The sequence below is a fragment of the Burkholderia sp. 3C genome, assembly GCF_054589155.1.
The window spans coordinates 18,145-30,872 of record NZ_BAAILN010000005.1; the positions used below are offsets into that span (position 1 = coordinate 18,145).

Genomic DNA, 12,728 nt, shown 5'->3' on the forward strand with positions numbered 1-12,728 from the left:
GTTGGTCTCACCAGTGCAGAAAGCGCGGCGCGACGGATGCACCCATGGCGGCCGTGATAACTATCGCGAGCACATACCACACTCCCCAAAACGGTACGGCCATCTCCGAGCAATAGAGCGAGTAAGCGAGGAGCCCCTGCGCCCCGGCCAGCAGCCCGGCTCCGGCACCCGCCAACGTGAGACGCGTTGGCGCAAGCTGCTTCATCGCGAGCATCATGACGACGAGAGAGGGGAGCGACAGTAACACGATGCTCGCCGTTGTCGTACGCCACGTCGTTCCGAGCATCAATTGCAGTCGATATCCATGCGGCGTCGCCAGCAGAACGCTGCCGGCTGCGAGCAACATGGCGGCGACAGGCAACGTCGCCGTGAACCAGGCGAGCTTCAGCGGTGCACCCGGGCGACCCAGCCGCTCCGCGAGCTGCATGGCTGCGCAGATAACCGTGATCGGGAACGCGAGCCGCACCCAGAACATCGAGGTGAGCATCAATTCCGGTGTGTCGTTGCGCACGCCGTAGAGTGCGACAAGCAGGGCCGTGCTGCCGACCAGGCCACGGGCCAGAGCACGATTGAGCAACTTCGGCACGGCGCCGCGCTCGACGGCCGGGACCTCGTTCGCGAGCCGCTCGACCAGATCTCGTGTTTTCATGATTGATCCGAAGCGAGCGGGCAGGCAACAGCCCATGCGAACATCGCATCACCGACGCTGATCTCTGTGGACAAGGATGTTCTCCAGGGGTTGGGGGGATTCGCCAAGCGCGGATACATGAGCTAGTTCGTGATAAATGCCGCGGTCGTTACACGGATGGAGAATATCTTTTCCCAATCAAGTCCTCGGCTGTAACCCGAATACCCTTTTGGGCGAATTGGTATAGGGAGTCAGCCAGGCTCACAGGAGCCAGTTTTGCTGCGCCTGCTTCGAGCCAATTCATCTTGATTTTTGGGGAAATCGTGAAGGTTCTTACGAATTTAAGGGTTGCCACGCAACTCGTGCTGGCTTTCGGCGTGGTGCTGGCCATGGTGGTCGGGATCGGATTCCTTGGGTTATCGGGTATCTACAAAGAGAATGACCACGTCGAGTCGCTTCGGGAAAACTGGCTGCCGGGCGTGGCTGCCAGCCAGCAAATGGCGATCGCGTTGAAAGAGATCGCGCTTGATGAATTCCGGGCCGTGTCGGCCACCACGCCCGAAGAAGCAACGCGGGCCGATGCCGACATAAACCGGGGATTCGAAGCTTGGAAAAAGGCAGCCGGCGACTACGAAACCACGCTGCACGAGATTGCCGAGCAACAAGCCTATTCGCGCATCCAGGCGCTGATGCCGAAATACTCGCAACTGGATTCGCAGGTGCGGTCCTTGGTGAAGACGGGTCGTTCGCAGGAAGCCGTCGCTCTACTTTCCGGGCAAGGTGCCGAGCTCCGGGGAGGCCTCGAACATGAACTCCAGGCAATCACGGACGTGAACCTCCAGGGGGCCAGTGACGAGGGGGATGTGGCCTACGAGGCCTACAACCGCATCAAGGTGGTCGTCAAGGCATTGATCATGGCGGCGGTCGCGATGGGGCTGTTGGTAGCCTGGTTGGTGACCCGCAAGCTTGTCAGGCAATTGGGCGGAGAGCCCGCGATGGCAATGCGGATTGCCGGCCGGATAGCCGCTGGAGATTTGGCGGTTCCGATACCAACGAGAAAGGGCGATACGGAAAGCCTGATGCATTCGATCGCGGCCATGAAAGGCCAGCTTGTCCAGATCGTGGCGGGCATCAAGGCATCGAGCGACTCCATTTCGGTGGCAGCGAGCCAGATTGCCCAAGGCAACACGGATCTATCTCAGCGAACCGAGGAACAGGCGGCTTCTCTCGAGCAGACGGCCGCCAGCATGGAACAGTTGACCGGTACGGTCAGGCAGAACGCCGATAATGCACAGCGCGCCACGGCACTTGCGCAATCGGCCGCGGACATTGCGGTGAAGGGCGGCGCGATCGTTGGCAGCGTTGTTCACACGATGCGCGATATCTCGGAGAGCTCGATCAAGGTATCCGAAATCATCTCCGTTATCGAGGGCATCGCATTTCAAACCAATATCCTTGCCTTGAATGCGGCAGTGGAGGCGGCGCGTGCAGGCGAAGACGGACGAGGATTTGCCGTCGTCGCGGCCGAGGTCCGCAACCTTGCGCAACGCAGCGCGGCATCGGCGCGAGAGATTCGCGATCTGATTGGTGAATCGGTTGCTCGGGTTGCACAGGGATCGAAACTGGCCGAGGAGGCGGGCGGTACGATCGGTACCGTGGTTTCTTCAGTCAGAGATGTCGCCCATATCATGCTGGAAATATCTTCTGCATCCGTCGAGCAGAGCGCCGGGATTGGCGAGGTCAGCAAGGCGATTACTCAGATGGACGATGTGACCCAACAGAATGCGTCGCTGGTGGAAGAGACATCGGTCGCGGCACATTCCATGGACACGCAGGCGAGATCGCTTCGTGACGCGGTTGGCGTGTTCCGGATCGAGGGCATCGAGCAGGCCATGGGAAGCGAGGCGATGAAGGCCGAACCGTCCAGCGTGAAGTGACGTTGTTCGTTCGTGGTGCAGGCTCGGCCGGCCGATTTCGTGCTTATACGGAAGTGGCGTAGTTCGATGGGAACAGTGCACGCCGCGCTTCTTCGTCCATGACCTGCTTGAACCCATGCTGCGCACCCGTGGCGCGGGCGCGCGTTGCTGCCGGCCGCGAATCGATTTGCGCGAACCAGTGCTTCAAGTTCGGAAATGCGGCAAGCGGATCGTCACTGCCGGGAAACACGAAAGCGGCCCGCGTGAGCCATGCCCACACCGACATATCGACAATCGTGTAGCGGTCGCCGACAAAATACTGCCGGCCCGTGATTCGCGCTTCGAGCACTTCGTGATGACGCTCGGCTTCGCGGCGATAGCGGTTGATCACATAGGGCAGTTTTTCGGGCGCGGCATGCTGAAAATGCACGGCTTGCCCGGAGTACGGACCGAGCCCCGAGCTGACGAAGAACAACCAGGAAAGCAATTCGGGGCGGTCGACCGGGTTACCGAGGAACTGGTTGGTCTTTTCTGCGAGGTATAGCAGGATCGCGCTCGAATCGAAGATCACGGCCTCATTCCCGTCGGGGCCATCAGTATCGACCAACGCCGGCACTTTGCCGTTCGGATTGATTTGCCTGAAAGCGCTCAGGTGCTGCTCGCCCTTTTTGGTGTCGACCGGAATCAGTTCGTATTGAAGCCCGGCTTCTTCGAGGAACAGCGCAATCTTGATGGGGTTGGGCGTCGGGTGAAAATAAAGGCGAATCATGGTGTTCCTGTGCGTTGTGCGATCGTAAATGGCTCGCGACAAGGGGAGGGCTGCGTGGCCTCGCTTGCAAGCCGATCACGGCCGAATTCGCAACGAAGTAGTTTTAGAACGACTGTTTTAGAATAGCGCAACGGTGAGGGTGGCGCAATCTCGCGCCAAGCGGCAAGCCTTGCCTGCACTTCCGAATCAATACGGCGAACGACCTCAGGCGAAACCGGACGCCTGCTTGATGACGCGTTCGATCATCGCCTCGTCCGGTTTGGGTTCCAGGTCTTTCGCCCCGGCAAGGGTGTCGGTCCAGGTAAGCGCGGTGCGAAACCCTTTGAACTGATAGCCGGTCCGGCACGCCGGGCAGAACACGCGTTCGTTTATCGGTGAATCCCGTCGCACCACGATGGTAGGACCGCAGGCCGCGCAGTGTTGAAGCGGGATACCGTCATCGCTGTGCCCCACGATGTGTTGAAGGTTTTCGCTATCGTTGAATTGCAGAAACACTTCACCGAGACGTCGATCGAACTGCGTGCCGAGATTCTCTCGAATGATGGACATGGCTTTATCGGCCGCCATCGGCTTTCGATAGGGGCGTGCGCTGGTCATGGCATCGAACGCGTCGCAAATTCCGATGATCGCAGCCATCTGTGAAATGTTCGCCGCGCTCAGGCCTTGAGGATAGCCCTTGCCATCCGGCCGCTCATGATGGGAATAAACAGCATCGACCACGATCTCCCCGACCGGGTGTCTCGCCAACAGCTTTCTGCCGACTTCGGGATGGGTCTTGATGATCGCGTATTCCGCATCGGTCAGTCGCTCTGTCTTGAGCAAGATCGCGTCGGGTATCGAGATCTTGCCCAGGTCATGCAGGAAACCACCCAACGCGATTCTTGATACGTCCCGCGCTGAAAGCCCGGCTGCGTGCGCAAGCATGGCCGCATAGCGCGAGACGCGCCAGAGATGCCCGCCCGTATAGGGATCACGCGCCTCGACCACCCACGCCAACGCGAGAAGACTGGACAGGACCGCGTTGGTGGAGGTTTGCGATTGCCGGGAATGAGGAAGGAAAGCCAAGAGGCGCGAGATTTTCATGAAGAGTCTGTGTACAGAAGTGAAATGTTCTTGCCACCGTAACCACCTGGACGCCTAGTTCGAGATCGCGGGCAATCCGGTTACAAGCCAGTGCAAAATTTTTTTCGATCGCCGGACACGATCCGGCAGGACGCCGTCACCTCGGCTCGCAGCATCGTTGAATGCGCGTTGATTGCCTGTGAATGTGCGCACAGCCTCTGTGCGATGGTGCGCATCAATTTACTAAGTATTTACCTGTACTCTGAGCTGCCTTGGCGTACTACCAACATCTAAATGTCGATAGTGTTCGCCCGGAAGATTTCTCAGCTTCGAGGACGATTGCAGGTGGATACGAAAACAAGATTGGATGAAGACGCGCTGGCACGTCGTGACCGCACCGGCCGCGCGAAAGGTCGGGTCAGGGTGTTTGCTATCGTGGTCGCAGTCGTGATCGCGGGTGGCGGCACGTGGTTCTACCAGCGACATGGTCGTGGTGATGTCGACGGCACGAAGCCGGTCTCGCTGCATGAGGTGACGGTCAGTCGACCGTTGATGAAAGACCTCGATACCCGGCTTGGCTTCCTCGGGCAATTTTCCGCGGTCGATCAGGTGGAGTTGCGCGCCCAGGTGGGCGGCATGTTGACGGCTATCCGCTTCAAGGATGGCGATATCGTTCACAAGGGCGATTTGCTGTTCACGATCGATCCTGTGCCCTACGAAATTCGGCTTGCTCAGGCGAATGCGCAGCAGCAGACCGCCACCGCGCGTTTGGTCCTGGCGAAACAGGAGCTGACGCGTGCGGTCGAGCTGCAGAACAGCGAAGCGGGAACCCGGCAGAACGTCGAACAACGAACGTCGGATATGCACGCCGCAGAAGCCGCGCTCGACGACGCGCAGGCGCAAATTCGCGACGCGCGTTTCGATCTCGATCACTGCCGCATCACCGCGCCGTTCTCCGGCCGCATCGGGCGGCACTTGGTGTCGGTCGGCAATCTGATCGCGGGCAGCCGCGCGGCGACCAGCCCGACCACGCTGCTTGCCACCCTCGTATCGCTCGATCCGATTTATCTCGACTTCGATATGAGCGAGGCCGATTACCAGAGCTTCCAGCACTACCGAGGCGATACGCGCAGCCCGCTCGCGAATCGCGTCGAACTTGCTGTGGGCGATTCAAACGAATACACGCGTCCCGGCACGCTCGATTTCATCGATAACGTGATCGATCGTTCGAGCGGAACGATCCACGCTCGCGCAACGGTGCGCAACGACGATCTGCTGCTGACGCCCGGGGAATTCTCGCGCGTGCGACTCGCGGTGGCGCGCCCGGCTCCGGTGCTTCTGGTGCCCGACGCAGCGGTGTTGCCCGATCAATCGGAACACACGGTTCTGACCGTGGGATCGGACGGCATTGTCGTGCCGAAGCATGTCGTGACCGGCGACTTGCGCGGTGGCCTGCGTGTGATCAGTTCGGGCCTGGTCGGCAGCGACCGTGTGATTGTCGACGGCCTGCCTTATGCCGTGCCCGGTGCCAAGGTGGCGACGCGCGATGGTGCGATCCGCTATCAAGCGCAATAGAACGAGCGGATATCGAGTCATGCGCATAGCCCATTTCTTTATTGACAGACCTCGCTTCGCAACCGTGGTCAGTGCATTTCTGACGCTGATCGGCCTTGGCGCGATGTTCGTGCTGCCGGTCGCGCAGTACCCCGATATCGTGCCGCCGACGGTGCAGATCACCACGTCGTATCCCGGCGCCTCCGCGGACACCATCGCGCGCACGGTAGCGACGCCGCTCGAGCAGCAAATCAACGGTGTCGAGAACATGCTGTATATCAGCAGCCAATCGACCGGTAACGGCAATCTGACCATCACCGTGACGTTTCGGATCGGTACCGATCTGAATGTCGCGCAGATGCTGACGCAAAATCGCGTGCAGGACGCGTTGCCGCGTTTGCCGGAGGACGTTCAGCGCCTTGGCGTGCAGGTGCGCAAGGCGACGCCGAACATCTTGTTGGTTGTCCATATGTATTCGCCGGACAACTCGCGCGACATGTTGTATCTGTCGAATTACGCGACGTTGCATGTGAAGGACACGCTTGCGCGCTTGCCGGGTGTCGGTGACGTGCAGTTCCAGGGCGGCCGTGAGTATGCGATGCGGATCTGGATCGATCCGGACAAGGTGGCCGCGAAAAATCTGACGGCGGCCGAAGTGTTGAGTGCGTTGCGCGCACAAAACCTGCAGGTGTCGGCCGGTGTGTTGAACCAGCCGCCGACTCCGAGCAACGGCGCTTATCAGCTCAATGTCGAGGCGCTCGGGCGGCTGACGACGCCGGATCAGTTTGCGGACATCGTGGTCAAGTCGGATGCCGAGGGGCGTGTCACGAAGATACGCGACATCGGGCGTGTCGAAGTGGGCGCGGCCGACTACGGTTCCACCGCATTCATGGACCACAAGGATTCATCGCCGCTGTTGGTCTATTCGGAGCCGGGCGCCAACGCGCTGGCGGTCGAAAAGGAAGTGCATGCGGCGATGCGCGACCTGAAGAGCGAGTTCCCGGCCGGCGTCGATTACAAGATTGTTTACGACCCGACCGTGTTCATCGGCAAGTCGGTGCATGAAGTGATCGTGACGATTTTCATCGCGATTCTGCTGGTGGTCGGAGTGGTATTCGTGTTCCTGCAGAATTGGCGGGCCACGATCGTTCCGGTCGTGGCGATTCCCGTGTCGTTGCTCGGCTCGTTCATTGTGCTTGCCATGTTCGGCATCTCCTTGAACAACTTGTCGTTGTTCGGGTTGGTGCTGGCGGTGGGGATCGTGGTGGACGATGCGATCGTCGTGGTTGAAAACATCGAGCGCAATATGCGCACCGGCATGACACCGGTCGAGGCCGCGCATCACACGATGAATGAAGTGGGTGGCGCACTGCTGTCGATTGCGCTGACGTTGTGTGCGGTATTCGTACCTTCCGCGTTCTTGAGTGGTATTTCCGGGCTGTTCTTCCGTCAATTCGCGGTGACGATCGCAGCTTCCACCGTGATTTCCTGCTTCGTGTCGTTGACGCTGAGCCCGGCGCTGTGCGCGGTATTGTTCAAGCCGCACGTCGTGCACGAGCATCACGAAAACTGGATGATGCGCACGCTGCATGCCGGCTTCGCGCGGTTCAATCTGGCCTTCGAAAAACTGTCGTTCGGATACAGCAATTTGACGCGGCGGCTGGTGGGGGGCCTGACGGTGATGCTGGTGCTCTACGTCGCGTTGATCGGGCTGACCGGCTTCGAATTTGCGCGTACGCCGACCGGCTTCATTCCGGAGCAGGACCAGGGCTATCTGATCTCGGTGTTGCAATTGCCGCCGGGTTCGTCGCTGGCGCGCACCGAACAGGTGGTGCGCCAGGTCATCGATATCAATCTCGGCACCCGAGGCGTCCAGCACGTCGCGCCGTTCGTCGGTCTCGACGCGACGACGCAAACCGATGCGTCGAATTCGGGCACGGTGTTCTCCGCGCTGCCTTCGTTGTTTAACAAGGACGTGCCGGGCGTTACCGCGAACACTGTCCTGGCGGACTTGCGCAAGCGTCTGTCAGTGGTCAAGGACGCCTATGTGCTGACCATTCCGCCGCCGCCGGTGCTGGGTCTCGGCAATGCGGGCGGGTTCAAGATGATGCTCGAGGATCGTGGCGGGCTCGGCTCGGAAGCGCTGGTGAAGGCAGCCAAGGACCTGGTGGCGGCCGCGAACAAGGATCCTGATTTCGCAGGTGCATTCACGCTGTTCAACGCCGGCTCGCCGTCGGTCTATGCGGACATTGATCGCGTGAAAGCGCAGAAGGTCGGATTGACGCCATCGGATGTGTTTTCAACCCTGCAGGTGTATCTGGGCTCGCAGTATGTCAATGACTTCAACTATCTCGGGCGGACCTACGAAGTGATCGTGCAGGCCGATGGCGATTTCCGGCGTAACCCGGAGGATATTACCCGTTTGAAGGCTCGTAATCAGGCCGGCGAAATGGTGCCGATCGGCACGGTTGCCACGTTGCGCGAGCGCACGATCCCATACCGTGTGCCGCGCTACAACCTGTTTCCCGCTGCTGAAGTCCAAGGTGTTGCGGCGCCGGGCGTGGCCACCGGCACCGCATTGCATCGGATGGAGGAACTCGCGCACCAGGTGCTGCCGACAGGCATCAGCTTCGAGTGGACCGATCTGGCGTTTCAGCAACAGCAGCGCGGTACACCGACGCTGGTGGTATTCGGTGCCGCGGCGCTGTTCGTTTTCCTCGTGCTGGTGGCGCAATACGAGAGCTGGAAGCTGCCGCTCGCGATCGTGTTGATCGTGCCGATGTGCATTCTCGCATCGGTGACGGGCCTGACGATTCGAGGCATGCCGATCGATATCCTGGCGCAGATAGGGTTCGTCGTGCTGGTGGGCTTGGCGGCAAAGAACGCAATCCTGATCGTCGAGTTCGCACGGCAGAAAGAGGATGAGGGCGCCTCGCCAATGGCGGCTGCCGTGCACGCGGCGGGCACACGGCTGCGCCCGATCCTGATGACGTCGTTCGCATTCATTCTCGGCGTTGCGCCGCTGGTCGTCGCGACCGGCGCGGGCGCGGAAATGCGGCAATCGCTCGGCACCGCGGTGTTGTTCGGCATGCTTGGCGTGACGGGCTTCGGCCTGTTGTTCACGCCGGCGTTCTATGTGTTCATTCGCGGGTTTGGCCGCAAGGAGCGTGCGCAATGATCGCGCTTACCGATGCCCGTGTGCTGCCGCGAGCGAAGAAGCTCGTGCAATGGCTGGGCCTGCCGATGGCGCTGTGCCTGGCCGGCTGCGCGGTGGGGCCTGACTATGTACCACCACAGGTCACGTTGAAGCCGTTTCAGCACGCACGCGTTGCGCCCGGCCCGGCCGTGGCGCCATCGCTCGATAAGTGGTGGACCGGCTTCAACGATCCGATGCTCGAGAGGATCGTCAATCGGGCACTGGCGCAGAATCTCGACCTTGCCATTGCCTTCGCACGCGTGAGGGAGGCACGAGCAGTGGCGCAGGCGGAGGGCGCGGAACTGTTGCCGACGTTCGATCTCGATGCCTCCTCGACGGCTCAACACGAAAGCCTGACGGGGCCGCTGGGTTCATTGGCGCGGAAATTCCCTGGCTATAGTCGTAACCAACGTGAATATACGGTCGGCACGGCGGCAAGCTGGGAAATCGATCTGGCTGGCGGCCTGCGCCGCAATGCAGCAGCGGCCGACGGAGAACTGCAGGCGGCGCAGGCGGATCAGGTGGGCACGCGGATCACCGTGGCCGCCGACGCAGCGGATGCGTATTTGCAGGTGCGTGGGCTTCAGGCACGCATCACGGTCGCACAGGATCAGATCGATACCGATTCAAGGTTGCTCGAGCTCGTGGATGCGCGTCAACAGGCGGGTGCCGCGGATGCGCGAGAGCGCGCGCAAGCCGAGGCGCTGCTGCGCCAGGCCAAGGCAACGTTGCCGGCGCTGCGTACGGCACTCGTGGCACAGCTGAATCGGCTCGATGTATTGATGGCGGCGCAGCCCGGCACTTATGCAAGCGAACTCGCGCAGCCACGCGATATTCCGGGCATTCCCGCGATCGTGCCGGATGCAAATCCAACCGATGTTCTGCGGCGGCGGCCGGACGTCATCGCGGCCGAGCGTCGCCTTGCCGCCTCGAGTGAACGCATTGGTGCGGCGTTATCCGACTACTACCCGAAGATATCGCTGTCGGGGCTACTTGGCTTTGACAGCCTGAACACGAATGACCTCTTCACCGCGCGTGCATTCCAGCCCGCGATCACGGGTGGCTTGCGCTGGCGGCTATTCGATTTCGGCAAGGTGGACGCCGAGGTGAAGTCGGCTCGCGGCGCGAATGTGGAAGCGTTGGCCGTGTATCGACAGACGGTGCTGAAGGCTGTCGAAGATGTCGAGAATGCTTTCGTGTCGCTCAGCGAGACGCAGGCGCGCCAGTCCGAACTCGATGGGGAAGTGGTCGCGCTGCAGAAGGCGCGCGATCTGTCGGAGCTCGCATACAAGGCCGGTTCGATCACGTTGACCGACGTGCTCGATGCGGATCGGCAACTGCTGGTGGCGCATGACGACCTGGATGCCACTCGCACCGACGCCGCGCGCGCGGCCGTGTCGGTATATCGTTCGCTGGGCGGTGGATGGTCGACCGATGGCGGTGGCGGCCCGCTGCAGCCGAGTCTGAAAGCATCGAGCGTCGCGCAGCGTTGATGCCGGCAATGGATTGCCGCCGACTCGTCTTGCGACGGGCGGCGGCAAGCGTTTTTACAGGGCCGGTAGCACCGGCCCGGCAGTTTGCCCGGATTGCGGTCGTTGGTGCTCGATATGGCTATCGCAGTGAATTCAGGTTGGTTCGATGCAGCACCATGGGTCGACTCGCTCGTGCGGGCGACGAAATCCTCGGTCTGGTTATCGTTTCAGTCCGGTCGACGTTCGTCCGCGACAAGTGCCTGTGCATTTTCGATCGGCGGCTGAGTGAATTTGCACGGTGGAGTTATTGGTAGTATCGAGTGCCCACCATTGAGACGACGTTGGAATGACGACCGTCCCTGCCTTCCAGGAGCAACACCATGACGTCGAAGTCGATTACGAAGCCTGACCCGCAGGGGCCGACCTGTCGGCTACTACGTGCTCAGGAATCCTTCACGGGTAAGCAAGGTCTTGAATATGCGGTAGGTATTTCAGCCGAAACGGCTGGCTCGACCGGCATTAACCTGCAACTCGTGACGATCCCGCCCGGTGCAAGAGCAAAAACGCATTTGCACGCCGGTCACGAAACTGCAATCTATGCGCTGTCGGGCGTGTCGAGTGTCTGGTACGGCACGAAGCTGGAGGAGCATGCCACGGTGGGCGCCGGCGATTTCTTTTACATCCCTGCGGGTGTGCCGCATCAGCCTTACAACGATACCAACGAACCCGCAGTGGTGATCATTGCACGCACCGATCCGAATGATCAGGAAAGCGTGACCCTGCTTCCGGACATGGATGCATTCCATCGCTGATGTGATTGGCGAGCTGCGCGACGTGGCGTGGCCGGTGGAAATGAACGGCTACGATGTGGAGACATCTGCTTCAAAAACCTCGGAAGCGAGAATCATGCGATTCCAGTTTCCGGGTATGTTCGTCGGGTGGCGGCGAGGGCGAAAGATTGGGTCTCCACAGGCAATCGGTTGACCGGACATCGAGCAAAAACCATCATTTCCCGCCACACCAAGATGCCAGATCTGATCCATGTAGTTGCCGCTCTGCGCGTCGCTCCAGATCAGGCTCAGCGAACGCGGGGTCAGCATTTCCTGTATCTCGATGCGAGAAGGTTGTGATTGAGATTCGATGGATTCGGTGACATCCGCTTGCAATGTCTTTCGACGATTGGATTTCTTGCTGATCGTGGCGATGGATGACGCGCTCGACGATGTGCCGCCGGTGCGCAGCAACCGTAGAAGTGCGCGCTCGAAGTGAGTTTCGCTCGCTTGATTGATCACACTCCGATTGGCAAAAAAATCTCTCGCAGACATCACAACCTCTACAGTGGTGTTTTTAATTTAACGGATATGAAATTTTTATATGAAGTAGTATTTTTTAAATCTACATCGGTCCATAGGGAATCACTTTATCTGTGTGATTCTTAAGAAGAATGATGCCTCTCAAGATCAGATGATCGCTCAATAAGAACTCGATGAGGGTATCGGAGCGTGTGAATTTTCGATCAGTGTATGTGCGAAAAAGATCGGAGTTCATCACGAATGTCGCGTGTAACCTACGCGCGTCATTGTCCGTTATCCATCCAGTCTATTTATCGTGAAAACTATCTCGGGAATTTTTCTTGCAGCGTGGCTTGCGATACCCGGCCTCGCATCGGCTCAGCAATATGCACCGCTCACCAGAGCTCAGGTTGTCGCGGAACTCGCAGATCTCGTGGCGGCCGGCTACAACCCCCGTGCCGGTGTGGAGGAGCAGCATCCGGGGAATATCGTGGAAGCCGAGCGAAAACTGGTGCAGCAACGTGCGGCGAGTGCTGGCGAGGCCGGTGCCAAGCTGTCATCGGCGGAGGTAGGCGCCCGGCGTCGTACGCCGGCAGCGGAATAGCGCAACCCGCCAGGTCTTTACCGGTTTTGCCGATGTCGGCCTTCGGGCCGGGCACGGCTGTCGTTCACTCTGAAGGAGCTATCTACCATGTCCAATAATGCACTGACGTGCGGCATCGACCATCTCGGCCTGGCGGTTCGAGATCTCGCCTCGACCCGGCAATTCTTTGAACAATGCCTCGGCTGGAAAGTCGTCGGCGAGCGGCCTGAATACCCGGCGGCCTTCGTGTCGGACG

General features: G+C 60.1%; 11 protein-coding genes. 7 read left to right on the forward strand and 4 right to left on the reverse strand.

Annotation, left to right across the window (positions count from 1 at the left end; genetic code table 11):
* Positions 1-7 precede the first annotated feature (7 nt).
* Positions 8-649, reverse strand: coding sequence for a DUF1109 domain-containing protein (locus ACYP33_RS00305; RefSeq protein WP_459618914.1), 642 nt, complete (start codon positions 647-649; stop codon positions 8-10).
* A 284-nt stretch (positions 650-933) separates the two neighbouring features.
* Between ACYP33_RS00305 and ACYP33_RS00310 the strand changes: the two genes are divergently transcribed.
* Positions 934-2,565, forward strand: a complete 1,632-nt coding sequence (locus ACYP33_RS00310) for a methyl-accepting chemotaxis protein (RefSeq protein WP_459618916.1) — start codon at positions 934-936, stop codon at positions 2,563-2,565.
* Between the two features lie 43 nt (positions 2,566-2,608).
* Here ACYP33_RS00310 and ACYP33_RS00315 read toward each other — a convergent pair whose 3' ends face one another.
* Positions 2,609-3,313 carry a glutathione S-transferase family protein gene (locus ACYP33_RS00315; protein WP_459618918.1) on the reverse strand — a complete coding sequence of 235 codons (705 nt, stop codon included), beginning with the start codon at positions 3,311-3,313 and terminating at the stop codon, positions 2,609-2,611.
* Positions 3,314-3,517: 204 nt separating this feature from the next.
* The gene (locus ACYP33_RS00320; protein ID WP_459618920.1) at positions 3,518-4,396 is read right to left on the reverse strand and encodes an HD-GYP domain-containing protein; all 879 of its coding nucleotides are present in this window, start codon (positions 4,394-4,396) and stop codon (positions 3,518-3,520) included.
* A gap of 273 nt (positions 4,397-4,669) precedes the next feature.
* Here ACYP33_RS00320 and ACYP33_RS00325 point away from each other — a divergent pair, with 273 nt between their 5' ends.
* From ACYP33_RS00325 to ACYP33_RS00340, 4 genes are all read left to right on the forward strand, one after another.
* A complete protein-coding gene (locus ACYP33_RS00325) occupies positions 4,670-5,950 on the forward strand; it encodes an efflux RND transporter periplasmic adaptor subunit (protein WP_459618922.1) in 1,281 nt (426 codons plus the stop codon).
* Between the two features lie 19 nt (positions 5,951-5,969).
* A complete protein-coding gene (locus tag ACYP33_RS00330) occupies positions 5,970-9,107 on the forward strand; it encodes an efflux RND transporter permease subunit (protein WP_459618924.1) in 3,138 nt (1,045 codons plus the stop codon).
* Positions 9,104-10,618, forward strand: a complete 1,515-nt coding sequence (locus ACYP33_RS00335) for an efflux transporter outer membrane subunit (RefSeq protein WP_459618926.1) — start codon at positions 9,104-9,106, stop codon at positions 10,616-10,618. The genes ACYP33_RS00330 and ACYP33_RS00335 overlap by 4 nt, the downstream gene beginning before the upstream one ends.
* A 359-nt stretch (positions 10,619-10,977) precedes the next feature.
* Positions 10,978-11,409 carry a cupin domain-containing protein gene (locus ACYP33_RS00340; RefSeq protein WP_459618927.1) on the forward strand — a complete coding sequence of 144 codons (432 nt, stop codon included), beginning with the start codon at positions 10,978-10,980 and terminating at the stop codon, positions 11,407-11,409.
* Between the two features lie 48 nt (positions 11,410-11,457).
* Here the strand turns inward: ACYP33_RS00340 and ACYP33_RS00345 are convergent, their stop codons facing one another.
* Positions 11,458-11,922, reverse strand: coding sequence for a DUF3331 domain-containing protein (locus tag ACYP33_RS00345; protein WP_459618929.1), 465 nt, complete (start codon positions 11,920-11,922; stop codon positions 11,458-11,460).
* A 283-nt stretch (positions 11,923-12,205) separates the two neighbouring features.
* Between ACYP33_RS00345 and ACYP33_RS00350 the strand changes: the two genes are divergently transcribed.
* Complete coding sequence (locus ACYP33_RS00350; protein ID WP_459618930.1) at positions 12,206-12,493, forward strand: DUF4148 domain-containing protein; 288 nt, start codon at positions 12,206-12,208, stop codon at positions 12,491-12,493.
* An 87-nt stretch (positions 12,494-12,580) separates the two neighbouring features.
* Positions 12,581-12,728, forward strand: a 148-nt coding sequence (locus ACYP33_RS00355; protein ID WP_459618932.1) for a VOC family protein, incomplete at its 3' end; no start/stop codon positions are given.

Excerpts from the sequence above, each read along its gene's own strand:
- ACYP33_RS00305 (WP_459618914.1), bottom strand. The coding sequence starts at position 649 with ATGAAAACACGAGATCTGGTCGAGCGGCTCGCGAACGAGGTCCCGGCC.
- ACYP33_RS00315 (WP_459618918.1), bottom strand. The coding sequence starts at position 3,313 with ATGATTCGCCTTTATTTTCACCCGACGCCCAACCCCATCAAGATTGCG.
- ACYP33_RS00320 (WP_459618920.1), bottom strand. The coding sequence starts at position 4,396 with ATGAAAATCTCGCGCCTCTTGGCTTTCCTTCCTCATTCCCGGCAATCG.
- ACYP33_RS00325 (WP_459618922.1), top strand. The coding sequence starts at position 4,670 with ATGTCGATAGTGTTCGCCCGGAAGATTTCTCAGCTTCGAGGACGATTG.
- ACYP33_RS00330 (WP_459618924.1), top strand. The coding sequence starts at position 5,970 with ATGCGCATAGCCCATTTCTTTATTGACAGACCTCGCTTCGCAACCGTG.
- ACYP33_RS00335 (WP_459618926.1), top strand. The coding sequence starts at position 9,104 with ATGATCGCGCTTACCGATGCCCGTGTGCTGCCGCGAGCGAAGAAGCTC.
- ACYP33_RS00340 (WP_459618927.1), top strand. The coding sequence starts at position 10,978 with ATGACGTCGAAGTCGATTACGAAGCCTGACCCGCAGGGGCCGACCTGT.
- ACYP33_RS00345 (WP_459618929.1), bottom strand. The coding sequence starts at position 11,922 with ATGTCTGCGAGAGATTTTTTTGCCAATCGGAGTGTGATCAATCAAGCG.